Source organism: Pseudolysinimonas yzui (assembly GCF_014653215.1).
Classification (GTDB): domain Bacteria; phylum Actinomycetota; class Actinomycetes; order Actinomycetales; family Microbacteriaceae; genus Pseudolysinimonas_A; species Pseudolysinimonas_A yzui.
This window is the reverse complement of record NZ_BNAI01000002.1, coordinates 111,518-133,720: the sequence shown is the minus strand read 5'-3', so window position 1 is coordinate 133,720 and position 22,203 is coordinate 111,518. Positions and strand designations below refer to the sequence as shown.

General features: G+C 70.2%; 22 protein-coding genes. 9 read left to right on the top strand and 13 right to left on the bottom strand.

What is annotated here, in order from left to right; genetic code table 11:
- Nucleotides 1-8: 8 nt before the first annotated feature.
- Both upp and IE173_RS06405 read left to right on the top strand, forming a co-directional pair.
- The gene (gene upp / locus IE173_RS06410) at nucleotides 9-641 is read left to right on the top strand and encodes a uracil phosphoribosyltransferase (protein WP_191282642.1); all 633 of its coding nucleotides are present in this window, start codon (nucleotides 9-11) and stop codon (nucleotides 639-641) included.
- Between the two features lie 281 nt (nucleotides 642-922).
- The gene (locus IE173_RS06405; RefSeq protein ID WP_191282641.1) at nucleotides 923-1,639 is read left to right on the top strand and encodes a winged helix family transcriptional regulator; all 717 of its coding nucleotides are present in this window, start codon (nucleotides 923-925) and stop codon (nucleotides 1,637-1,639) included.
- 21 nt (nucleotides 1,640-1,660) lie between these two features.
- On the opposite strand, the gene IE173_RS06400 is transcribed toward IE173_RS06405, so the two are convergent.
- Complete coding sequence (locus IE173_RS06400; protein WP_191282640.1) at nucleotides 1,661-1,948, bottom strand: DUF1330 domain-containing protein; 288 nt, start codon at nucleotides 1,946-1,948, stop codon at nucleotides 1,661-1,663.
- 71 nt (nucleotides 1,949-2,019) lie between these two features.
- Here IE173_RS06400 and IE173_RS06395 point away from each other — a divergent pair, with 71 nt between their 5' ends.
- From IE173_RS06395 to IE173_RS06385, 3 genes are all read left to right on the top strand, one after another.
- A complete protein-coding gene (locus IE173_RS06395) occupies nucleotides 2,020-2,169 on the top strand; it encodes a hypothetical protein (protein ID WP_191282639.1) in 150 nt (49 codons plus the stop codon).
- 47 nt (nucleotides 2,170-2,216) lie between these two features.
- Nucleotides 2,217-3,179 (top strand): NAD(P)-dependent alcohol dehydrogenase, encoded by a 963-nt coding sequence (locus IE173_RS06390; protein WP_229841948.1) that lies wholly within the window; start codon nucleotides 2,217-2,219, stop codon nucleotides 3,177-3,179.
- Between the two features lie 222 nt (nucleotides 3,180-3,401).
- Nucleotides 3,402-4,739 carry a cryptochrome/photolyase family protein gene (locus IE173_RS06385; RefSeq protein ID WP_191282638.1) on the top strand — a complete coding sequence of 446 codons (1,338 nt, stop codon included), beginning with the start codon at nucleotides 3,402-3,404 and terminating at the stop codon, nucleotides 4,737-4,739.
- Here IE173_RS06385 and IE173_RS06380 read toward each other — a convergent pair.
- On the bottom strand, nucleotides 4,736-5,659 hold the full coding sequence (locus IE173_RS06380; protein ID WP_191282637.1) for a carbohydrate kinase family protein: 924 nt from the start codon (nucleotides 5,657-5,659) through the stop codon (nucleotides 4,736-4,738). The genes IE173_RS06385 and IE173_RS06380 overlap by 4 nt on opposite strands.
- The gene (locus IE173_RS06375; RefSeq protein ID WP_191282636.1) at nucleotides 5,638-6,549 is read right to left on the bottom strand and encodes a pseudouridine-5'-phosphate glycosidase; all 912 of its coding nucleotides are present in this window, start codon (nucleotides 6,547-6,549) and stop codon (nucleotides 5,638-5,640) included. Before IE173_RS06375 ends, IE173_RS06380 begins: the two co-directional genes overlap by 22 nt.
- Before the next feature lie 95 nt (nucleotides 6,550-6,644).
- Between IE173_RS06375 and IE173_RS06370 the strand changes: the two genes are divergently transcribed.
- Nucleotides 6,645-7,595, top strand: a complete 951-nt coding sequence (locus tag IE173_RS06370) for a metallophosphoesterase (RefSeq protein WP_191282635.1) — start codon at nucleotides 6,645-6,647, stop codon at nucleotides 7,593-7,595.
- Here IE173_RS06370 and IE173_RS06365 read toward each other — a convergent pair.
- The 4 genes from IE173_RS06365 to IE173_RS06350 are packed head-to-tail and all read right to left on the bottom strand — an operon-like array spanning nucleotide 7,592 to nucleotide 12,336.
- Nucleotides 7,592-9,055: a stealth conserved region 3 domain-containing protein gene (locus IE173_RS06365; protein WP_191282634.1), complete on the bottom strand. Its 1,464-nt coding sequence runs from the start codon at nucleotides 9,053-9,055 to the stop codon at nucleotides 7,592-7,594. The genes IE173_RS06370 and IE173_RS06365 overlap by 4 nt on opposite strands.
- Nucleotides 9,056-9,068: 13 nt before the next feature.
- On the bottom strand, nucleotides 9,069-10,790 hold the full coding sequence (locus tag IE173_RS06360) for an FAD-binding oxidoreductase (RefSeq protein ID WP_191282633.1): 1,722 nt from the start codon (nucleotides 10,788-10,790) through the stop codon (nucleotides 9,069-9,071).
- On the bottom strand, nucleotides 10,787-11,506 hold the full coding sequence (locus IE173_RS06355; protein WP_191282632.1) for a lysophospholipid acyltransferase family protein: 720 nt from the start codon (nucleotides 11,504-11,506) through the stop codon (nucleotides 10,787-10,789). Before IE173_RS06355 ends, IE173_RS06360 begins: the two co-directional genes overlap by 4 nt.
- A 32-nt stretch (nucleotides 11,507-11,538) precedes the next feature.
- Nucleotides 11,539-12,336, bottom strand: coding sequence for an SDR family NAD(P)-dependent oxidoreductase (locus IE173_RS06350; RefSeq protein ID WP_191282631.1), 798 nt, complete (start codon nucleotides 12,334-12,336; stop codon nucleotides 11,539-11,541).
- A 75-nt stretch (nucleotides 12,337-12,411) separates the two neighbouring features.
- On the opposite strand from IE173_RS06350, the gene IE173_RS06345 reads away from it, so the two are divergent.
- Genes IE173_RS06345 through IE173_RS06335 form a run of 3 tightly spaced genes read left to right on the top strand, consistent with a single transcriptional unit; the run spans nucleotide 12,412 to nucleotide 16,394 of the window.
- Nucleotides 12,412-13,188 carry a hypothetical protein gene (locus tag IE173_RS06345; RefSeq protein ID WP_191282630.1) on the top strand — a complete coding sequence of 259 codons (777 nt, stop codon included), beginning with the start codon at nucleotides 12,412-12,414 and terminating at the stop codon, nucleotides 13,186-13,188.
- The gene (locus IE173_RS06340; RefSeq protein WP_191282629.1) at nucleotides 13,185-15,509 is read left to right on the top strand and encodes an SDR family oxidoreductase; all 2,325 of its coding nucleotides are present in this window, start codon (nucleotides 13,185-13,187) and stop codon (nucleotides 15,507-15,509) included. The genes IE173_RS06345 and IE173_RS06340 overlap by 4 nt, the downstream gene beginning before the upstream one ends.
- Nucleotides 15,510-15,533: 24 nt before the next feature.
- On the top strand, nucleotides 15,534-16,394 hold the full coding sequence (locus IE173_RS06335) for a ferritin-like domain-containing protein (protein WP_229841947.1): 861 nt from the start codon (nucleotides 15,534-15,536) through the stop codon (nucleotides 16,392-16,394).
- A gap of 119 nt (nucleotides 16,395-16,513) precedes the next feature.
- Here the strand turns inward: IE173_RS06335 and IE173_RS06330 are convergent, their stop codons facing one another.
- Genes IE173_RS06330 through IE173_RS06305 form a run of 6 tightly spaced genes read right to left on the bottom strand, consistent with a single transcriptional unit; the run spans nucleotide 16,514 to nucleotide 22,187 of the window.
- Nucleotides 16,514-17,512 (bottom strand): LacI family DNA-binding transcriptional regulator, encoded by a 999-nt coding sequence (locus IE173_RS06330; RefSeq protein ID WP_191282628.1) that lies wholly within the window; start codon nucleotides 17,510-17,512, stop codon nucleotides 16,514-16,516.
- A 4-nt stretch (nucleotides 17,513-17,516) separates the two neighbouring features.
- Nucleotides 17,517-18,551 carry a Gfo/Idh/MocA family protein gene (locus IE173_RS06325; protein ID WP_191282627.1) on the bottom strand — a complete coding sequence of 345 codons (1,035 nt, stop codon included), beginning with the start codon at nucleotides 18,549-18,551 and terminating at the stop codon, nucleotides 17,517-17,519.
- Nucleotides 18,542-19,330, bottom strand: a complete 789-nt coding sequence (locus tag IE173_RS06320) for a hypothetical protein (RefSeq protein WP_191282626.1) — start codon at nucleotides 19,328-19,330, stop codon at nucleotides 18,542-18,544. Before IE173_RS06320 ends, IE173_RS06325 begins: the two co-directional genes overlap by 10 nt.
- Nucleotides 19,327-20,343 (bottom strand): Gfo/Idh/MocA family protein, encoded by a 1,017-nt coding sequence (locus tag IE173_RS06315; RefSeq protein ID WP_191282625.1) that lies wholly within the window; start codon nucleotides 20,341-20,343, stop codon nucleotides 19,327-19,329. The genes IE173_RS06320 and IE173_RS06315 overlap by 4 nt, the downstream gene beginning before the upstream one ends.
- Nucleotides 20,344-20,346: 3 nt before the next feature.
- Nucleotides 20,347-21,444: a Gfo/Idh/MocA family protein gene (locus tag IE173_RS06310; protein WP_191282624.1), complete on the bottom strand. Its 1,098-nt coding sequence runs from the start codon at nucleotides 21,442-21,444 to the stop codon at nucleotides 20,347-20,349.
- Nucleotides 21,441-22,187 carry a sugar phosphate isomerase/epimerase family protein gene (locus IE173_RS06305; RefSeq protein ID WP_191282623.1) on the bottom strand — a complete coding sequence of 249 codons (747 nt, stop codon included), beginning with the start codon at nucleotides 22,185-22,187 and terminating at the stop codon, nucleotides 21,441-21,443. The genes IE173_RS06310 and IE173_RS06305 overlap by 4 nt, the downstream gene beginning before the upstream one ends.
- Between the last annotated feature and the right edge of the window lie 16 nt (nucleotides 22,188-22,203).

The following is a 22,203-nucleotide window of genomic DNA, read 5'->3' as shown; positions in this document are numbered from 1 at the left end:
TCGACCCTATGCGTTTGCACGTGGCCGACCACCCGCTCATCACCCACAAACTGACGGTGCTGCGTGACGCGAAGACGCCGTCGCCGGTGTTCCGGTCGCTCGTCGAAGAGCTGGTGACCCTGCTGGCCTACGAGGCGACCCGCAACGTGCGCACCGAACCCGTCGAGGTCACCACCCCGGTGGCGCGCGCGCAGGGCCTCGCGATCAGCGAACCGCGCCCGCTCGTGGTGCCGATTCTGCGCGCGGGCCTCGGGATGCTGGAGGGCATGGTCAAGCTGGTCCCGACCGCCGAGGTGGGCTTTCTCGGCATGGTGCGCGATGAGGAGACGCTGCTCCCGACGACCTACGCGAACCGGCTGCCCGACGACCTCTCCGACCGGCAGTGCTTCGTGCTCGACCCGATGCTCGCCACCGGCGGATCGCTGAGCGCCGCCATCCAGTTCCTCTTCGATCGGGGCGCCGTCGACGTGACGGCGATCTGCCTGCTGGGCGCCCCCGAAGGCGTCGAGCACGTGCGGCAGGCCACCGAGGGGCGTGACGTGACGGTCGTGCTGGGGGCGCTCGACGAGAAGCTCAACGAGCACGGCTACATCGTTCCGGGGCTCGGCGACGCGGGCGATCGCCTCTACGGTCTGGTCTGAACGCCGTCGACACGCGGCGTAACACGGTGTCGCAGGGTTGCGAATCATTACGCCGGTAAGCGAAACTTCTCGACATGACCGGTTCTTCGCGCGCTCTGACCTCCGTCGAGGTGATGACGGTGCGCGCGGTCATGTGTTGTCGAATGTGTGCGTGACAGACGCCCCTGCGCTTAGTGCGCCCGCGAGCCCGTTCCGTGGCTCCAGCTCTGACCCACACTCCTCCGAGGCGGTACGCGATGGATGACCCCACGCCGCCTCCTGGCGACCAAGGATTCGACACCATGTCTCTTGCCACTCTCTCTCAGCTGCACCCGGCCGTCCGTCCCGCGCCCACCGCGGCGGCACCGGCCCCCGAACCCACCCCTCCGGTCACGCGCATCCGTGCCGTGCCGGAGGGAACCGAAGCCCGCGGCTTCGCGCTCTACGTCGGCATCGACGAGGCGAAGGCCGAAGCCGCCGGCACCGACCTGCCCCGCATCGTCGAAGCGGTGAAACGTCTGCTCGCCGAGACCGTGCCCGGCGCCGAGACCTACGCCTCGGTCGCGCTCGCCCCGATCGGGGCCGGCGGCCGGGACGTGGATGTCGTGCGCCTCGCCCTGCAGGATCCGGCGGCGCTCGCGAAACACCGTCAGGCGACGGTCGCCGAGAAGCCGGAACCGAAGGGCGGTGTCGTGATCGACATCTCCCGCAAGCGGGTGCTGCTCGACGGCGACACCGCGCCGCTCACCTACAAGGAGTTCGAGCTGCTGCAGTTCCTCGTGTTGCGCGAGGGCCGCACGATCGACCGCGCCGAGATCATCTCGACGCTGTGGGGCGAGACCGACGACGAGGAGACGCCGAACGAGCGCACGATCGACGTGCACGTGCGACGGCTGCGGTCGAAGCTCGGCGCCTACGAAGACATCGTGCGCACCGTGCGCGGCGCGGGCTACCGGTTCGACCGGCACGCCGACGTCACGATCCGCTACGCCTCCACGCCGTCGCCCGACGTCTTCTGACGCGCGGTCAGACGACGAGACTCAGACGGCCGGGATGATGCGGATGTCGCGCACCGCTCCCCCGTCGAGGGCCGCCAGCGCGAGCTGGTAGCCCTCACTCTCGTACGCGGCGACCGCCGCGTCGACGCTCGGGAACTCGATGATCGCCGTGCGGTCGAGCGTGCCCTCCTCGAAGGCCGCCTGGGGCAGTCCGCGGGCGATGAAGCGACCGCCATGTGCCGCGATGGCCGGGGTGGCCAGCTCCGCATACCGCGCGAGCTTCTCGGCATCCTTCAGCTCTCGAACCGTGTTCACCCAGTACGCCGTCACAGTTCCATCCTGGTGCACCGGTGTAGCCTCAGCCGCACAGGGTCACCGAGGCTCTCGAAGGAGCACGACCCATGGGTGAGAAGTCCGCACGTAAAGAATCCGGCAAGACCGCAGCGTCGAAGACGCTGAAGGAGAAGCGCACCGCGAAGGCAGACAAGCGCGCCGCCACCGACCGCGCCGCGCAGAACACGGATGCCGTGACGAAGGCCACCAAGCGCTGAAAGCCGGGTGCGATCAGGTTTCCCGCTCGCACCTTTAGGCTGTGCGCGTGCCGCGCCAGATGAGAGCCGTCGTCTACGAACGCTATGGCCCGCCGTCTGGGTTGCGGCTCGAACGCATCCCGGTTCCGACCCCCAAGCCGACGCAGGTGCTCGTTGAGGTCGCGGCGACGAGTGTGAACCTCTCCGACTGGGAGGGCCTGCGCGGGTCGCCGGCATACGCCCGGTTCGGCGGGCTCCGCCGCCCGGTGCGACGGGTTCTGGGCTCCGACATCGCCGGGCGGGTGGCGGCGATCGGCGACGCGGTGACGACGTTCCGCGTGGGTGATGAGGTCTACGGCGACAACCTGCTGTTGATGGGCGGTTTCGCCGAGTTCGCCGTCGCCCCGGAGTCGGTGCTCGCCCTCAAGCCCGCCGGGCTGTCGTTCGCCGAGGCGTCGACGATCCCGCAGGCCGGCGCGATCGCGGCGCAGGGTACGGCCGGCGCGGCGCCAGGGGTGCGCATGCTGATCAACGGTGCCGGCGGCGGCACCGGCACGTTCGCCATCCAGCTCGCCAAGCGGGCCGGAGCCCACGTCACCGGAGTCGACAACGCCGGCAAGCTCGACTACGTGCGCTCTCTCGGCGCCGACGACGTGATCGACTACCGCACCACCGACTACACCCGCACCGGTCCGTACGACCTCGTCCTCGATCTGGTGGCGTACCGCTCCGTATTCGCCTACCGCCGCGTGCTGAATCCCGGCGGCCAGTACTGGATGGTGGGCGGTTCGGCGCGGGCGCTGCTTCGGGTCCTCACGGCGGGGACGCTGCTCGGGCGCCTGAGCGACCGACGCATCGCGCTGCTCGTCGTACGCAGCGGGCCCGCGGCTTTCATGCCGGTCGCCGAGGGCTGCGTCGCGGGCGAGATCGACAGCCACATCGATCGGGTGTTCTCGCTCGACGAGGTGCCCGCCGCACTCAGCCATGTGGGTGAGGGCCGGGCTCTCGGCAAGGTGGTCGTCGAGCCGTGAGGGGCTCAAAGAGGACTCCCAGAAAAATAACGAACGGATAACTAGACACCGTTACCTTTCCGTTATACGTTCTAACCAGCGCCCACCGTTTGCTGTGGCGGAGGGTGCGGAATGTGATTGCAGGACACTCTTGGTGCAAGGGAGAAGGCCGGCCGCTCGCCTCTGCGGCCGGCCTTCAATCCGTTAACGGCACCCCCCCTCTCGCCGACCTAGGCTGACGACGTGCCCGCCCCGTCGATCGTCTGGTTCCGCGACGATCTGCGGCTCGCCGATCACCCCGCCCTGCACGCTGCCCTCGTCCGCGGCGGCCCGATCGTGCTGCTGTACCTGTTCGACGAGCAGAGCCCCGGCATCCGGCCGCTCGGCGGGGCGACCCGGTGGTGGCTGCACCACAGCCTGACCGCGCACGCCGCCGCGATCGCGCGACTCGGTGGGCGGCTCGTGCTGCGCCGCGGTGCCGCCGAAGTAGAGATCCCCAGGCTCGTGGCCGAGACCGGCGCGGATGCGGTGTTCTGGAACCGCCGCTACGGCGCGAGCCGAGAGGTGGATGCGAGGCTGAAGTCCGCCCTGCGCGCGGGCGGCGTGGAGGTCGCGAGCTTCGCCGCCAACCTGCTCGTCGAACCGTGGGAGGTGACGACGGAGGCCGGCACGCCCTACCAGGTGTTCACCCCGTTCTGGCGAGCCGCTCGCGAGCGGCCGATGCGCGAGCCGCGGCCCGCCCCACGCGCCCTGCCCGCGGGGCCGCCCGCCGCATCCGACGACCTCGACGCGTGGGAGTTGCTGCCGACCCGCCCCGACTGGGCGGCAGGCCTGCGCGCGACGTGGGAGCCCGGCGAAGCGGCGGCGCACCGTCGCCTCGAACGCTTCGCGGGCAACGGCCTCGCCGCCTACCACCGCCGCGACGAACCCGCGGTCGGCACGTCGGGGCTCGGCCCGCACCTGCGGTTCGGCGAGCTCTCGCCCGCGCAGAACTGGCATCGGATGCACGGAGCCCTCGGCCCCGAGGCCCGGCGCAACGTGCCGAAGTTCCTCGCCGAGCTCGGCTGGCGCGAGTTCAACTGGTCGATCCTGTACGCCCACCCCGATCTCGCCACCCGCAACTACCGCCCGGCGTACGACGACTTCCCGTGGTCGTGGGATCGCGGCCCCGAGGTCGAGGCCTGGCAGCAGGGCCGCACCGGCATCCCGCTCGTCGACGCCGGCATGCGGGAGCTGTGGCGCACCGGCACGATGCACAACCGGGTGCGGATGGTCGTCGCGTCGTTCCTGGTGAAGAACCTGCTGCGGCACTGGCGCATCGGCGAGGAATGGTTCTGGGACACCCTGGTGGATGCCGACGAGGCGAACAACCCGGGCAACTGGCAGTGGGTGGCCGGGTCGGGCGCCGATGCCGCGCCCTACTTCCGGGTGTTCAACCCCGACCTGCAGGCGACGAAGTTCGATCCCGACGGCGAGTATGTGCGGCGCTGGCTGCCCGCCGGGGAGCGTCTTGCCCCGATCGTCGACCTCGCCGCGTCCCGCCGCGACGCCCTCGCGGCGTTCGCGACGCTGCGTCGCTAGAGCGGAGGGCGCCCGCCGATGAGCATCACGGCGCGCGCGGCGACCAGAACCGCGGCACGCACGGCGGCTTCGGCATCGCGCGAGCGCACCCAGTGGGCGAGGAATCCCGCGGCGAGCGCGTCGCCGGCCCCGGTGGGGTCGACGAGCTTCGCAACCGGAGGCGGCGGCACCTCGAGCGGAGGCTGGTCGCGCCGGAACAGGATGACGCCGAGCGAGCCGCGCGTGAGCAGCACGATCGGGGAGTGTTCGAGCAACGCGGCGCCCACCGCCATCGGGTCGTCTTCGCCCGACAGCAGGCGGCCCTCCGCGAGATTGGGGATGAGGATCTCGGCTCCGCGGATGTCGTCGAGAAACCGCGCGGCCCCGTACTGCGCGAGGTAGCCGTACGACCCCGGGGTGACCGAGAACGGGATGCCGCGCTCGCGCACCCGGCGAAGGATGTCGCGAGCCGCACCCGGGCCGAAGTCCTTCACGATCGTGTAGCCGCTCAGATGCACGATCGCCGCGGTGTCGAGCAGGTCGTCGGTGAAGGTCACTCCGCTGAACGCGGCGTTGGCTCCGCGTTCGGTGAGCATCGACCGCTCCTCGCCGCGCACCAGGATCACGATGCTGCCGGTCGGCATCCCGGGCTCCACCTGCAGGTGCGGCGTCACGCCCCCTTCGCGGAACAGCTCGGCGTGCGTCTCGGCGTCGGCATCCCCCACTGCCCCGACGAAGTCGACCGGCGCGCCGAGCGAGCCCAGCCAGGCCGCGGTGTTCGCCGCCGAACCGCCTGGCCGCGGCCGCACCTGCGACTCGGTGTCGGTGTCGGGCAGGATCGGCCCACGCGGCACGACGACGATGTCGTTCATCAGGTCGCCGACGACGACGACGCGACCGCCGGTCACGCGCCGGGCGATCACCGGCTCAGCGCCGACCACGCGTGCGCGATCTCGGCCGCGACCTTCACGTTGTTGCGCGCCAGATCGAGGTTGACCTCGAGGCTGCGGCCGCCCGACGCGTCGACGATGTAGCCGAGCAGGAACGGGGTGACGGCTTTGCCCCGCACCCCCGCCGCGTCGGCGGCCGCGAAGGCCTCCGCGAGCACGCGGTCGTGCTCGCTCGGGTCCCACTGCTGAGCGAGGGGGATCGGGTTGGCGACGACGATGCCCTGCCGGGCACCCAGCTCGTCGCGCGCCCGCATGATTGCGGCGATCTGCGCGGCACCCGACACCTGCCAGTCGAGCTGGTACCCCGACTCGCGCAGCCAGAACGCCGGGAACTCCCGCGTGCCGTACCCGACGACCGGGATGCTCAGCGTCTCGAGCCGCTCGAGCGTCGCCGGGATGTCGAGCACGCTCTTCACGCCGGCGCTCACCACCGTGACCGGGTTCTCGGCCAGCACCGACAGGTCGGCCGACTCGTCGAACGTCGACGAGGCCCCGCGGTGAACCCCGCCGAGACCGCCGGTCGCGAAGACGCGGATGCCGGCGAGCGCGGCGAGCCGGGCGGTCGCGGCGACCGTCGTCGCACCCGAGCCGCCGAGCGCGGCGAGGATCGGCAGGTCGCGCACGCTCGCCTTCGCCAGGTCGTCGTCGGCGATGCGTCGCACGCCGTCGGCGTCGAGCCCGATGCGCGGCACGCCGTCGAGCACCGCGATCGTCGCCGGGACGACGTCGCGATCGCGCAGCAGCTGCTCGAACTCGAGCGCCGCCTCGTGATTGCGGGGCCGCGGCAGGCCGTGCGAGATGATCGTCGACTCCAGCGCGACCACCGGTCGACCGGCATCGAGCGCCGCGGCGACCTCGGGCGTGAGGATCGGGGTAGGCATCTCGACCACGTTATCGAACCCGGCGAGCCCGGGAATTCGCGGGACGTTCCGGGCGATGTCACGCACGAGGGCGCTCGATCTGCTTGCATGGGGCCATGTCCCGGCTCGAGGCTGAGTACCCACGGCCCGATCACGTTCTCGTTCACATCAGCGACACCCACCTCCTGGCGGGGGAGGGTCGCCTGTACGACCGTGTCGACGGGGCCACCCGCCTGCGGGAACTGCTCACCGCCCTCGAGCTCACCGGTCGCCGCCCGGAAGCCATCGTGTTCACCGGCGACCTCGCCGATCACGGTGAAGCGGCCGCCTACGCCGAGCTCGCCGCCATCGTCGAACCCGTCGCCGCCCGGATCGGCGCCCAGGTCGTCTGGGCGATGGGCAATCACGACGACCGGGCCGCGTTCCGCACCGGGCTGCTCGGGGAGCCCGCGAGCGCCGCCCCCGTCGACCGGGTGTACTGGCTGAACGGGCTGCGGGTCATCACCCTCGACACCACGGTGCCGGGAATGCACCACGGCGAACTCGACGATGCCCAGCTCGCCTGGCTCGCCGAAGAACTCGCCCGTCCCGCCCTCGACGGCACCGTCCTCGCGATGCACCACCCGCCGATCCCGAGTCTGCTCGACCTCGCCGTCTCGGTCGAGCTGCGCGATCAGTCCCGGCTGGCCGCGGTGCTCGCCGGCAGCGACGTGCGCGCCATCCTCGGCGGGCACCTGCACTACTCCTCGACCGCGACCTTCGCCGGCATCCCGGTCTCGGTCGCCTCGGCGAGCTGCTATACGCAAGACCTGCTCGCCCCCGCCGGCGGGAGCCGCCCCCGCGACGGCGCGCGCGCGTTCAACTTCGTGCACGTCTACCCGACCACCGTGCTGCACTCCGTCGTTCCGCTCGAGCCGACCGACACCCTGGCCTACGTCGATCCCGCGGAGGCGGCCCGGCGGCTCGCCGAGCTCGGGATCCAGCTCGCGCGCGACCCGGGCGTCGGCCAGCCCCCGGCCGTCGGCGACGACACCCGTACCCGCCCGATCGAACTCGTCGCCGGCTAAGCCGACGGCAGCTCCCACGGCCCGGGCACGGGGAAGTAGCGTTCGAGGAACGACGTCACCGTCGCCACCCGCGCCTCTTCGGGGATCTCCGGCTCGCTGCCGTCGTTGAGGCAGAACATCTCGTGCTGGCGCCGGCGCTCCAGGCGGCGCAGCAGCGCCGCGCTGCGGGCGAGGGTCGTCTCGACGTAGAGCACGCGCAGAGCCGTCTGGGTCACCGCTCGCCCGGTGAGCAGCGCGTAGTAGTGATACAGCGAGTTGGTGACCGAGATGTCGTCGCCCGACCGGAACCGCGACGCGGCCGTTCGGGCGAAGTCGGCGGGGAACTCCTGCTCGAGTTCCGCCAGCACGCTGCGGCGCATCGGGGCGGCGGTGTGCTCCAGGTGCCGGGTGATGGTACGGCCGAATCGTTCCCGCAGCAGCGCCCGGTTGACCCGCATCGCGTTGTCGTGGCCAGTGCGCACCGGGTCGGACTCGCCGAGGCCGATGCGCACGGTGGCTTCGACGAATCGGGAGATCCCGCCCGGCGAGAAGAACATCGCGGGCGTCATCGGACGGCCGAAGAACATGTCGTCGTTGGAGTAGAGGAAGTGCTCGGCGAGGCCGGGGATGCGGTGCACCTGGCTCTCGATCGCGTGCGAGTTGAAGGTCGGCAGCATCCCGGTGTCGGCGAAGAACTCCTCGCTGCGCACGAAGGTCACCCGCGGATGCGCCGGGTCGAGCCAGGCCGGCGCCGGGGAGTCGCTGGCGACGAAGATGCGCCGCACCCAGGGCGCGAAGGCGTGCACGCTGCGCAGGGCGTAGCGCAGTTCGTCGATCTGGCGGTACCGGGCCGGGCCGGTGTCGGCGTCGAGGCCGCTGAGGGTGCTCCAGCGGCGGCGTTCCTCGAGGTATCCCGGCTCGCTGCCGTCGACCCAGGAGAACACCATGTCGATGTCGAAGTCCACGTCGTCGGCGTGATCGTCGAACATGCCGGCGAGGGTCGGCCAGTCCTGACCGCCGCGCGAGACCGAGGTCTCGACGGCATCCGCCCGGGGGATGCGGCGACGGGTCAGCGCGTTCGCACGGGGCGCCACGATCTCGTCGGCGTCGAACGTCCACAGCTCGAGCCGCACCGCGGCCTCGGCGACCTTCCACCCCGCCCGCGACTCGCGGGGACGCCGCCGGTAGAGCAGGAACAGCTCGGCCTCGGCGCCGAGCGGCAGACCGGATGCGAGCCGACGTTCCGAGCGCTTCCCGCTCTCGTCGACCCGCGCGTAGAACGGCAGCCCGGCGAAATCGGCGGCGAATGCGGCTTCCAGCTGAGGCCGCCCCGCGCGATCCACCGCGATGACCGGTCGATCGTCGTCACCCCGCACGAGCAGGTAGCCGATCGCGAAGCGGTCGAGGGCGCGACGGACGTCGGCCAGGTCGGCTGCCATCGCTGCCGCGCGGGTCTGGTTGCGCTCGCCCAGGTCGTTCACCGGGTGACGACCGTCACCGAGAGATGGACTCCCGCACGTCGGCGACGATCTTGCGCGGGTTGAGGTTCTCACCCGGGTCGGTCACCGCGAACAGCCCGCGCATCACCTTGACGCCCTCCGGAGAGATGTCCTGCTCCAGCCACGGCGAGTGCTCCAGGCCGACGCCGTGGTGATGCGAGAGCGTTCCGCCGTTGTCGATGAACGACTGCTGGATCGCCGACTTCACGACGTCGTACTCGCCGAGCATGTCGTCGCCGCCGACGAACGCGAAGGTGAAGTACAGGCACGCCCCCGAGTGGTACGAGTGCGAGAGGTGCGACATGATCCAGCCCTTGCGGCCGATCTTCTCGTAGGCCGCGTTCGCGGCGGCATACGCCCCGGCGTGCAGGTCGGCGAGCTTCGACCACGGCCCCGCCGTCTCGGAGACGTCGCCCGCGGCGCCCCGGTCGAGCAGGAAGTCGCGCAGGTACGGGGTGTCGAACTTCTTCTGGTCGTAGAGCACGCCGGGGCCGGTGCCGACGCCCATGCCGTTGTGCTTCTTCACGATGGCATCCACGAGCTTCTTCTGCCGCTTCGCGTGCTCGACCGAACCCTCGAAGCCGATGAACGACAGGCAGATGTTCTCGAGACCGCCGGGCTGTTTCGCCCAGCCCTTGCGCTTCATCAGGCCCGGGAGAACGGTGCCGGCCAGGAACTTGTCGAGGCCCTTGCGGCTCTTGCTCGTCGCGAGCGAGAAGCCCGTCTCGCGGGCGTCGGAGACGCGCGTGATCGACGGGGTGGCGTCCGATTCGGAAATCTCCTGCATCGCCGCGAAGCCCGCCTCGATGTTCGGGAAGAAGTACGCGTACACGTCGCGTTTCGCCGGGATGCGGTGCACCTGGGCGGTCACCTCGGTGATGACGCCGAGACGGCCCTCGCTGCCGAGGATCATCTCGCGCACGCTCGGCCCCGACGAGGTCGACGGCAGGGCGCGGATGACGAGGGTGCCGCCGGGGCGCACGACGCGCATGCCGCGGGCGATCTCGGCGATGTCGCCGTACTTGTCGCTCTGCATGCCCGAGGACCGGGTGGCGACCCAGCCGCCGATCGAGGAGTGCGTGAACGAGTCGGGGAAGTGCCCGATCGTCCAGCCCTTGTCGTTCAGCTGCTTCTCGAGGTGCGGCCCGAGCGCCCCCGCCTGGATGCGGGCGATGCCCGACTCCTCGTCGATGTCGAGCACCTTGTTGAGGCGACCGAGATCGAGCGAGACGACGATGCGCTTCTCGTCGGCGCGCGGCTCGAGCGATCCGGCGATGTTGCTGCCCCCACCGAACGGGATAAGCACCGCGTCGGCGGCGACCACGGCATCCACGACCTTCTGGATCTCGGCCTCGTCGTCGGGGTAGACCACGACGTCGGGGAGCCGTTCGATCTTGTGGGTGCGGATGCGCACCAGGTCGCGCAGGCTCTTGCCGTAGGTGTGCACGACCCGCTCCAGGTCGTCGGTCGTGACGTCGTCTTCGCCGACGATGCCGGCGAGCGCTCCGGTGAAGGTCGCGGTGGCTTTCGACTTCGGCACCTTGAGGTCGGCGAACGACGGCTCGGGCACCGGCTGCGCGGTGTGCAGGTCGAGGCCGACGGCCTTCAGCACGAACGGCGCGAAGCCGGGTTTGTCTTCCCAGTGGAACCCCACCCCGTCCAGGCCCCAGCCCCACCACTTCATATGGCTCACCTGGTTGTTCCTGGCGTCGGTCATGACTTCGGTCCTTCTTCGGGGGCGGGCGGGGCGTCGGAGCCCAGGATACGGGGACTGTGCTCGGCGAGCAGGCTTTCGATCTCGGCTTTGATGCGCGCCATGAAGTCGTTGGGCACTTCGCCGGGACGCGCGAACATCGGGTCACCGTAGACGACGCCGACCGGGAGCCGACCCGGCTTGGGCCATTTGCTGCCGCGCGGGTGGGCGCGACCGGCTCCGACCAGGGCGACGGGAATGATGGGCACACCCGTGGAGATGGCGAGAGCGGCGGCGCCGGGCTTGAAGTGCCCGCGCTTGCGGTAGTCCTTCGCCCGGGTGCCTTCGGGGAAGACCAGCAGCGGCACGCCCTTCTGCAGCAGCACCTTGGCGCTCACGCTGCGCGGGTTGACGCCGCTGCGGTCGACGGGGAAGGCGTTGAAGAACAGGCCGGTCAGCCCGCGCCGCCACCAGACGTCGAAGAAGTAGTCGGCCGCGGCCCCGGCGGCGAGGTAGCGCGACATGCGCATCGGCAGCGACCCGAGGATGAGCGGGGCATCGAGGTGGCTGGAGTGGTTGGCGATGACGATGAACGCCTTGCCGACCTTCTTCAGTTTCTTGACGCCGTGCACCTCGACCTTGACGGTCGACCAGGCCACCGGCACGAGCAATCCGCGCTGGGCGACGAACCGAGCGGCCGCACGCCCTCTCGACGTGAACCGTTTCGCCTTCGCGGACATGGATCGCTCCTTTTCCGCGCGCTCGTCTTCGGTCACTTGGTCACGGTACTACTGCCACTGGAGACTGTGCGACTGGAACTGATGGCACGAGAGATCGCCCGCACGGTCGACCGGGGCAGGTGACGCACGATCCCCATGAGCACCTTGTAGCGCACCGTGGGGATCGAGATCACCTTGCCGCGCTCGGCATCCCGCAGCGCGGCGCGCACCAGCTTGTCGGCGTCGAGCCACAACCAGCTCGGGATGCCGCCCTTCGAGATCCCGGCCCGATCGTGGAATTCGGTGTGCACCCAGCCCGGGCAGAGCGCCGTGACGGTCACCCCGGTGCCGTGCAACTCATTCGAGAGGCTCTCGCTGAAACTCGTCACCCAGGCCTTGATCGAGGAGTAGCCGCTCGACATCGCGACGAAGCCGGCGGTGCTCGAGACGTTGATGATGCGGCCCCGGCCGCGGGCGCGCATGGCCCGAGCGGATGCCGCCCCCAGCTCGCGCACGGAACGCACCATCACCTCGAACGCGCGGTCGTGGCCGGTCGAGTCGGCATCCGAGAGCCGAGAATGCATGCCGAAACCGGCATTGTTCACCAGGACGTCGACCGGCTTCTTCGGGTCTTCGAGCCGCTTCACGACCTTCGCGACGTCGGCGCGCTTCGCCAGGTCGGCGGGCATGATCTCGACCTCACGACCCATGCCGCGAAGTTCATGCGCCATCTGCTCGAGACGCTCGCGGTCACGCGCGACGAGCACGATGTCGGAGCCCGCGGCCGCGAGCTGCCGGGCGAACGTGGCCCCGATGCCCGACGTTCCTCCCGTGATGAGAGCGATAGCCATGTGCCTTACGATACGGTGCGGGGCACTAACGCTCCGCGCACGGGACCTCCCACCCCCGTACCGAAGGACCCCGCCATGACTTTCGATGTCCGTGAGTTCGCCCGCACCGCCCGGGGAAGCCACCGCGGTGAACTCGACCTCGAGTCCCTGACCGCCGCCGACGTCGATGCCGACGCCGCCCGGCTCATCCGCACGATGCGCGACCTCGAGCGTCACACGATGGAGCGGATGCGCAACGTGCTGGTGACGGCGACGCACAAGGATGCCCGCGTCACCGCGTTCCTCACCACCTGGGCGTTCGAGAAGTTCTGGATCGCCGACGCCCTCGACGCCGTGCTCGAGGCGACCGGGCACGACCTCACCTCACCCGCGGGGGCGCGGCGCCGGTCACGCGTCGAACGCGTCGAACGACGCGGCCCGATCGCCCGCGCCATCGCCGGCAACATCGCCGGCCCCGAACTCGTCGCCGCCCACGTCACCACCGGACTCATCGACGAGTGGGTGACGACCGCGGCCTACCGTCGCCTCGGCGAGATCGCCCCCGCCGTGCGCGCGGTCGCCGACCTCATCATCGAACTCAAGGAGCGCCACATCCTCTTCCTCGCCGAAGACGCGCAGCGACGCCTCGCCGACTCAGCCCGCGCCCGCAAACTCTCCCTCAAGGAGGTCAAGCGGTCGGCCTGGCCGCTCGGCGCGATCGACCGGTCGGCCGAAGACCGCTCCTCCTTCGAGGCGGTCGTGTTCGGCGGCAAGGACGGTGCCGCGCGCGCCGCCGAGATCGCGGACCGTATCGCCGCGCTCCCCGGACTCGGTGCCGCCGCGCCCATCGTGGCTGCGAGACTGGTTCCGTGACCCCCAAGAAGGCGACCACCGACCTCGGCAGCGCTCGCGTATTCCTCACCGGCGCCACCGGCTTCGTCGGCCAGGCCGTGCTCGAGCGGCTGCTCAACGACCACCCCGGCACCACGGTCACGATCCTCGTGCGGGTCAAGGGCAGCGCAAGCGCCGAAGACCGCGTGCGCAGCCTGCTCAAGAAGCCCGTCTTCGCCGCCTGGCGCGACAAGGTCGGCGCCGCCGGCATCGAGGATGCCGTCAAGAACCGCATCAAGGTCGTCGAGGGCGGGCTGACCTCGCCGCTGACGCTGCCGAAGGACCTCGACCTCGTCATCCACAGCGCCGCGAGCGTGTCGTTCGACGACCCCATCAACGAGTCGTTCGAGGCCAACATCGGCGGCGTCGTCAACCTCTACGAGAGCCTGCGCGCGGCCGGCGGCGACCCCCGGGTCGTGCACGTCTCCACCTGCTACGTGCAGGGGCTGCGCAAGGGCGTCGCGCCCGAGACGAGCCTCAAGCACGACATCGACTGGCGCGCCGAGTACGCTTCGGCGTTCGACGCGCACCGGCGCATCGAAACCGAGTCGCGCGAGCCGCACCGGCTGCGCACCTTCATGGAGACCGCGCAGGCCGAGCACGGCAAGGAGGGCCCGCAGGCGGTCGCGAAGTGGAGCGAGCTGGCCCGGCTCGCCTGGGTGCGGAGCGAACTGGTGGATGCCGGCCGCACGCGCGCACAGAGCCTCGGCTGGACCGACGTCTACACGCTGTCGAAGGCGTTCTCGGAGCGCGCCGCCGAAGAGCTGTGGGGCGCCGACCACCGCCTGTCGGTCGTGCGGCCGGCGATCATCGAGAGCGCCCTCAAGCACCCCTACCCCGGCTGGATCGACGGCTTCAAGGTCGCCGACCCGCTCATCATGGCGTACGGCAAGGGGCAGCTGCCCGAGTTCCCCGGGCTGCCCGACAGCATCCTCGACCTCATCCCGGTCGACTACGTCGTCAACACGATCCTCGCCGCCGCCGCCAACCCCGCGAAGAAGGGCGAGCCCGAGTACTACCACGTGGCCTCGGGCGCCTCGAACCCGGTGCCGTTCCACCAGATGTACGAGAACGTGCACGAGTTCTTCACGAAGAACCCGCTCACCGATCGCCGCGGCAAGCCCATCGTGGTTCCGGTGTGGAAGTTCCCCGGGCCCGACAAGGTGGAACGCGGCATCAACCGGCTGGAACGCCGGGTGCGTGCCGGGGAGCGCGCGCTGCGCATCCTGCCGAAGACCAAGGGATCTCAGGCGACCCTCGAGAAGCTGCAAAAGGGCGTCGCCGACCTCGCGACGCTGCGCAACTTCGTCTCGCTCTACCGGGTGTACGTCGAGACCGAGCTGATCTTCGACGACTCCAACCTGCGCGCCCTCCACGACGCCCTGCCGGCGAAAGAGAAGGCCGACAAGGGCTTCGACATCTCGGCGATCGACTGGGACGACTACCTGCAGAACGTGCACTTCCCGGCGATCACCAAGCTGACGAAGGCGTTCTCGCGCGCCCGCCAGGCCGAACGCGCCGCCGCCCAGCCGACCCGTAAGGCCGAGCTGCCCCCGCGCGGCGACGTGCTCGCCGTGTTCGACATGGAGGGCACGGTCGTCGACTCGAACATCGTGCAGCAGTACCTCTGGGTGCGCTCCGCCGGCCTGCGCAAGGCGGCCTGGCCCGGCGAGGTGCTCGGCATGCTGGCCTCGGTGCCCGGCTACCTGCGGGCGGAGCGTCGCAACCGCGGCGAGTTCATCCGCACCTTCCTGCGGCGTTACGAGGGGATGCCGGTCAGCCGGCTGGAGAAGATCGTCGCCGGCGGCTATGGCGACACCATGCGCCGTCACACCAGCCACGAGGCACTCGAGCAGATCCGTCTGCACAAGGAGGCCGGCCACCGTACGGTGCTCGTCTCCGGCTCGATCGGCCTGCTCGCGAAGCCGTTCGAGAACCTGTTCGACGATGTCGTCGCCACCACGATGCACGAGCGCGACGGGGTGCTCACCGGTTACCTCACGAAGCCGCCGATCGTCGACGAATCCCGGGCGGCCTGGCTCACCCGGTATGCGAAGGAGCACGGCGCCGACCTCGCCGCGTCGTACGGCTACGGCGACAGCCACGCCGACCTCGGCTGGCTCGAGATGCTCGGTCACCCCACCGCGATCAACCCCGACCCCCAGCTGACCAAGGAAGCGCAGAAGCGCCACTGGCCGATTCACCACTGGAAGCGGGGCATTCGGTCACCGAAGCGTGCTTTGATGGACGGCAATCCGGCCACGACGGCCGTTTCGAAGACTTCACAACCCGAGAACTCGTAGACGCACCTCGAAGGGAGGCACCCCGTGGCGTTCGACATCGACAAGTACACCGCGAACTCCGAGCCGGTGACCTGGACCGACCTCGACCTCGAGTCCTTCGAGACCAACCCGCTGCCCGAGTCGAGCCTGCGCGTGCTGCGCTACATGTGCGACGTCGAGTACCACACGGTCTGCTACCTGCGCGATCTGCTCACCACCCCGTCGCACAAGGAACCCGAAGTGGGTTCGTTCATGACGATGTGGAACCGTGAGGAGTTCTGGCACGGCGAAGCCCTCGCCGCGGTGCTCGGCAAGCACGGCATCACCGTCGACTTCGACCAGCTCAAGGCCTCGCGGCTCAAGCTGGGCTGGAAAGACCGGCTCGACCCGATCAAGCAGTCGCTGCTCGGCGGGCTCGTCGGCCACGACTTCGTCGCCGTGCACATGGCCTGGGGTGCCGCCAACGAGTGGTCGGCCAACGCCGCCTACCTGCGCATGGCCCGCCAGGAGAACCACCCCGTGCTCGCCGAACTGCTCAAGCGGATCGCGGCGCAAGAGACCAAGCACGTCGCCTTCTACGCCTCACAGGCCCGCGACCGGCTCGAGAAGAGCAAGAAGGCGCAGGTGATCGCCCGCTTCGCGCTCAGCAAGTTCTGGGCGCCCGTCGGCTCGACGATCTCGCCCGATAGCGAGGTCACCCACGTCATGGGGCACCTGTTCGCGGGCGCCGAGGGGCGCAAGCTGATCCGCAGCATCGACTCGCACATCGCGAAGCTCCCCGGCATGCAGGGCCTCACCATCGTCGAAAGTGCGCTCGACAAGCGCGGCATCTCGGGTGAGGGCGAAGGCACGCCCGACGCGCTTCCGCTCGAGGAGACGGTCGCGGTCGAGACCCAGACGGCCTGACGGTCAGCGCTCGGCGCCCAACGGGTCGGCGATACGGAGCCCGCGCGCGTGCCTTAGCCGCGGAACGAGGCCCCGCTCCGGGCGAGAAGATCGTCAGGTTATGACAGAGACGCGCGGCATCACGCGCTTTCCCGGATGACGAGCTCGGCGGGGATCACCACGTCGCGCCCCGGCCCCGTGAACTCACCCGTCATGCGCGAGAGCAGCAACTCACCACAGTGCGCGCCCAGCGCGTCCGGCGAGTTGCGCACCGTCGTGAGGTTCGGACGCACCATGGTCGCCGCGTCGATGTCGTCGAAGCCGACGATCGCGATGTCGGCGGGGACCGACAGCCCCCGCCGAGCGGCCTCCTGAAGCGCGCCGATCGCGATCTGATCGTTGGCGCAGAACACCGCGCGCGGGGGGTCGGCCAAGTCGAGCAAGGCGGCCATGCCCCGACTCCCGCCCTCCCGGGTGAACTCTTCGCTGACCTCGTACTCCGGAACGGGCACGAGGCCCGCCGACCGAAGAGCCCGTTGGTAGCCGCTCGTGCGCGCGCGGGCGACCGGCGCGAACATGGTGCCGTCGATCAGCGCCACCGCGCTGCCGTAGCGCCCGAGCAGGAAGGCCGTCGCGTCGCGCGCGCCCTCCTCGTCGGTCGACCGCACGGAGTCGATCGGGGCGCCCGGGACCCCCTCCCCGAGGTTGACGACGGCGACGCCTGCGGTGGCGACGTCGAGCAACTCTTCGGGCGACACCCAATAGCCCATGAACACGACGCCGTCGAGGCGACGCGAGATCGCCTCGTCGAGGAACGCACGTTCCTCCTCTTCTCGCGAGTCGGTATTGCACAGCAGCGTGTGATACTCGCCGGCGCGCAGAACGTCCTGCACCCCGCGCGCGAACACCGGGTAGAACGGGTTCGTGATGTCAGGGAGGATGATCATCGCGGTGTTGGTGCGCTGCACGCGCAGCGAACGCGCGACGGCGTTGGGCCGGTATCCCAACTCGATCGCGACACGTTCGACGAGCGCCTTGGTCTCGCTGCGAACCGGTCGGTGACCGCTGAAGACGTGCGACACGGTCGTCGGGCTCACCCCGGCGCGAGCCGCGACGTCCTCGATCGTGATCCGCTCCACAGCGCTATCCTGACACCCCGCTGAGGCGGGCGCACCGCGCGGTACGTCCCGTCGACGCCGAGCGGTTGCTCGCGACGACGTAGGCCGTGAGCGTCTGCGCGGCGCGCAGGTTCGCCTGATCCGGCCTGGACGTGCGGATGCCCGTTACCCACCGGTCGAACGGTTTCGCGGCCGCCGGCTCCATGGGGAGCCGGATCCATGCGCTCTCGGAGAAGACCGCCCCCCGGGCCCACAGCATGTCGTCCCGCGAACTGTACGCGATGGCGCCGGCGTCGCCGCTGACTTCGAAGTCGAAGCTCCCGGGGTCGACGAAGCTCGTCTCCGCGACACCGACACCCCCGCCGGCGAACGACGCCGTCGTCGATGCCAGATCCTCAACCTCGTGCCCGGTGATCGAGCCATAGGTCGAAGAGATCGTCACCGGTTCACGCCCCATGAAGGCGAGCATCAGCGAGACCGGATGGCATCCGAGGTCGGTGAGTGCGCCGCCGACGGCCGCCGCGGGATCGAAGAAGCGGTCGGGCAGCCAGCCGCGCGTCGCGCCGTCGTGGGTGACGCGAACGCGCGCGTAGTGCACCCGGCCGAGCCTGCCCGCGGCGATGTGCGCGAGCGCGGTGCGCGTCGGCGAGAGCGAGAAGTACGGAAGCGACGTCACCAGCTGCACGCCGGCGGTCACCGCCGCGTCGAGAATCGCCTGCACCTCGGTGCTCGTCGGGGCGAGCAGTTTCTCGCTGAACACATGCTTGCCGGCCGCGAGGGCCGCCAGGATCACCGCGGTGTGCTCGGAGGTCTCATTCGTGACGATCACCCCGTCAACGTCAGCCCGGCCCAGCAGAGTCTCCAGATCCGCGACGAAGGGCACTCCTCGTTCCCGCGCTGCCGATTCCCCTCGCTCGGCGTTCCGGTCCCAGATGGCGACGAGGTGCGTGTCGGGGTGGGCGACAGCGGCCGCCGAGTACTCGTCGGCGTGAACGTGCCAGAAGCTCAGCGTCGCGACGCCGATGGGGGATGCCTCGGGCACCGCGGGCGTCAGGGCCACGACAGCTCGCGAGCGACGGGAATCAGGCGCTCGAGGACCTCGAGGTCGCTGCGCTCGGGCGACCCGGTGACCGTCGCGTGAAGTCGCGCGAGAACCGCACGCGACGAACTGAGGTAGGCCGGCTCGGCATGCCACTCCCCGAGGGCGGAGTTCTCACGCAGCAGCGCGGGCCGGCTGCGCTCGCTCAAGGGGATGTCGGCCTGGATGACGCCGACGGATGCGATCACGCGCAGACGCGCGATCGGCCGCACGGCGTCGCTGATGTCGATCGCGAGGACCACGTCACGGCCCGACTCGAGACGTCCGGTCGCATGAAGACCGTGCTCGTTGCCCGATGTCGCGTGCAGCTCGCGGAGGGGAGAGTCGGCACTCCTCAGCACGTTGAGCATCGCCATCGTCGTCGCCGAACGGGACGACGACCGCGACGCGATCAGGCGGCACTCGAGGAGCCCGCCATTCGATCCGCCCAGCCGCGCACCCAGCGACGCAAGAGCAGGATCCTCGGCGCCCGCGGGGGCGAGCAGCACCGATGCGCCGGCCTCTGCGGTGACCGCATGCAATTCGCGCGCGTCCTCGACGACCGGATCGCCGACGAGCACGGCACGACTCCCCTCCTGGATAAGCGAAGTCGCTCGAGCCGTCCACCCCCCGTCACCGCCGATGACGTGAACGTCGGCGATCGCCGGCCCGGCGGTGCGAAACGAACGTGGGAAGGTGGCCACCGCGGTCCGAATCCGCTCCGGCGCATCCTCGGCGACGTCGATCGTCAGGACGGTCACGCGGCTCTCGCCTTCCCGACCCACCGGCCTGCCGCATCCGCCAGCGCGATGGCGAACTCCGCGTCGAGCAACGCATCGTCGAGTGCACCGACGGCACCCTCGCGAATCGCCGCTGCCATCCGCCGCCACTCCCCGTCGTAACCGTCTTCGGGAGCCGCCGTCTGCTCGTCGACGCGACCGCCGGCCCGGGCCAGCCGCGACGTCGCCGACCCGACATGAACATAGGAAGGGGGAAAGTCGAGGGTGAGGCTCGCCGTGGGCGAGATCGCCTCCAGGGTCCAGGCCGGTCCCCCTGGCTGACCGAGCGACGCGTGCAGCTCGACCCGCGTCTCGCCGATCCGACCGAGCACCAGATACCCCCAGGGCGCGCGCCAGGAAGCGTGCGTGATCTGCAGCGGAGCGGAGAGGTCGGGCAGCAGACGGCGGACGAGAGGAAGGTCGTGGATCGCGAGGGTGAGCAGCGCCTCGCGGAGCGCGGGCTCGCCTCCGCCGGCCGTCGCCGGAGCGCGCGGAAGCACCTCGGTCGCGGCATCCTCGAAGCGGTGGTTGGGGGGCAGAACCGTCGACACCCGGAGCGCACTCGCGCGATTCCCGTCGGCGCTCCACGAGCTGATCGCCGCTTCCACGACAGGGTCGTAGGCGTGCATCCATCCGACCATCAGCGGCGCCGTCGCACCTCCGGCCGCCTCACGAAGCGCCGCCAGCCCCGCGAGATCCATGGTCAGCGGCTTCTCGCACAACACCGCCTTGCCTGCCTGGAGCGACGCGATCACGTGCGCGACGTGAAGAGCGTGGGGGCTGCAGACCGCCACGACATCCACGCGCTCGTCGGCCAAGAGCTGCCCGAACGACGTCGACCAGCCAGCGTCGATCGGATCCGCCACGGCACGCGCCGTCGCCTCGTCGATATCGACGACGTTGACCACCCGGAACTCATCCGCGAGCCGGGCGAGGGTCGGCAGATGGATCGCCTGGGTCGCCGGCCCGAGCCCGACGATTCCGACCCCGATCATCGGTCAGACCGTCCGCACGAACGGGTCCCACCCGACGGGAAGCGGGGCCGCCCGTTCGACGGTCGACGTCACCTCGACCACCGCGCGGGTTTCGGCGGACTCGGCGATCGCGAACACCGCGTCGAGCACGTGACCGACCAGGGCGGCGCCCGCCCGCTCGGGCACTCCGCCGCGCACGGCGCGAGCCAGCTCGAGCACCCCGACTCCGCGCGAGAATCCGGCGGGCGAGAGTGAGTGCACGACGGCTTCCCGGCCGGGCACCCGGAGAGTCGATGCTCCGTCGAACTCATTCGGATCCGGCAGTTCGAGGTGCCCGACACTGCCCGACACCACGAGTTCGCGGCTGTTTCCGTGACCGTGCCCGTCGAAACTGAAGACCGCCTGCGCGACCAGCCCGGCGGCGAACTCGAGAAGCGCGACGTAGTGGGTGGGCGTCTCGACGGGCACTCGCTCGCCCTGGCGGGGCCCTGAACCGATGACACGCTCCGATCGTGCGCTGGATGCCAATGCCGACACCCGCGAGATCGGTCCCACCAGCTGCACCAGGGCGGTGAGATAGTAGGGGGCCATGTCGAGCAAGGGCCCCCCACCCGGCTGGTAGTAGAAGTCCGGGTTGGGATGCCACGGCTCCGGACCAGCGCTCTGGAACACCGCGGACGCCGCGGTTGGCCGGCCGATGGCGCCCTCGTCGATGAGCCGGCGTGCGGCCTGCAGGCCGGGACCGAGCCACGTGTCCGGCGCGCCCGCGAGCCGGCGGTCGGACGCTGTCGCGGTGGCCAGGAGGCGTTCGGCACCAGCGCGGTCGATGGCGAACGGCTTCTCGATCCAGACGTGCTTGCCAGCCTCCAGCGCCGCGACTCCGACATCAACGTGGGCGACGGGCACGGTGAGGTTGACGACGATCTCCACGCGATCGTCCGCCAGCAGCTGCTCGACGCTGCCGCTGGTGGGGATGCCGAAGGCCGTGGCGCGGCCCGCGGCCCTCCCGGCATCCAGGTCGGCCACGAACAGTACCTCGACGTCCGGGAAGGCGCAGAGATTGCGCAGATACTGTTCGCTGATCACGCCCGCGCCGACGATCCCGACTCCGACCCGGCTCATGCGGCGCGATCGACCAGGAATCGGCGCGACGCTTCGACAGCCGCGAAGATGTCACCGTCATGATCGTCGAACTCCACGATGCGATGCGCCCGGGGTGCGGCCGCGAGCACGGCGGGGACGTCGACGGCGCCCTGGCCGAGGGGCAGCTGCGAAATGGTGTCGCGGGTGAGGGGTCCGTCCTTCAAGTGGAGGTAGCGGACGCGGTCGCCGAGCCGGCTGAGGAGCCCCGGCGCCGAGACCCCGCCGACCTCCGCCCAGAAGGTATCGACCTCGAGAACGACGCGGGGGTCCAGGACTTCGGCGAAGACTTCCAGCGCCGGACGGCCGTCGATGACGGACTGCAGCTCCCACTCGTGATTGTGATAGCCGACTTCGAGACCGGCCGCCGCCGCGATTTCGGCGACCGCCGCGAATCCGCGTGCTGATTCTTCGATGTCGTGCCGAGTGCTCCAGCGCTCGCGGGGGATCGCCGGGTCGATGACGGCGTTCAGCCCGAGAATCTGCGCGTCCCGGATGATCGCCTCCACATCGGGCACACCGACGAGGTGCGCGTGACCGGAGATCGCGCGCAGCCCGCTTTCTTGGAGGAGTCCGGCCAAGAGGTCGGCGCGCCCCGAGAACCCGACCACCTCGACGGACTCATAACCGAGTTCCGCAACACGGCGGAGCGTCCCGCGGGGGTCGGCCTCGAACTCTCGTCGGACGGAGTAGAGCTGGAGGGATGGTCGTGACTGCAAATCCATTTGGATCACTCTGCCG

Bases quoted from the DNA above. Each gene is read 5' to 3' on its own strand.
- upp (WP_191282642.1), top strand. From the start codon at position 9: ATGCGTTTGCACGTGGCCGACCACCCGCTCATCACCCACAAACTGACG.
- IE173_RS06375 (WP_191282636.1), bottom strand. From the start codon at position 6,549: ATGCCTACCCCGATCCTCACGCCCGAGGTCGCCGCGGCGCTCGATGCC.
- IE173_RS06355 (WP_191282632.1), bottom strand. From the start codon at position 11,506: ATGTCCGCGAAGGCGAAACGGTTCACGTCGAGAGGGCGTGCGGCCGCT.
- IE173_RS06360 (WP_191282633.1), bottom strand. From the start codon at position 10,790: ATGACCGACGCCAGGAACAACCAGGTGAGCCATATGAAGTGGTGGGGC.
- IE173_RS06310 (WP_191282624.1), bottom strand. From the start codon at position 21,444: ATGAGCCGGGTCGGAGTCGGGATCGTCGGCGCGGGCGTGATCAGCGAA.
- IE173_RS06345 (WP_191282630.1), top strand. From the start codon at position 12,412: ATGACTTTCGATGTCCGTGAGTTCGCCCGCACCGCCCGGGGAAGCCAC.
- IE173_RS06370 (WP_191282635.1), top strand. From the start codon at position 6,645: ATGTCCCGGCTCGAGGCTGAGTACCCACGGCCCGATCACGTTCTCGTT.
- IE173_RS06315 (WP_191282625.1), bottom strand. From the start codon at position 20,343: ATGATCGGGGTCGGAATCGTCGGGCTCGGGCCGGCGACCCAGGCGATC.
- IE173_RS06395 (WP_191282639.1), top strand. From the start codon at position 2,020: ATGGGTGAGAAGTCCGCACGTAAAGAATCCGGCAAGACCGCAGCGTCG.
- IE173_RS06405 (WP_191282641.1), top strand. From the start codon at position 923: ATGTCTCTTGCCACTCTCTCTCAGCTGCACCCGGCCGTCCGTCCCGCG.
- IE173_RS06350 (WP_191282631.1), bottom strand. From the start codon at position 12,336: ATGGCTATCGCTCTCATCACGGGAGGAACGTCGGGCATCGGGGCCACG.
- IE173_RS06305 (WP_191282623.1), bottom strand. From the start codon at position 22,187: ATGGATTTGCAGTCACGACCATCCCTCCAGCTCTACTCCGTCCGACGA.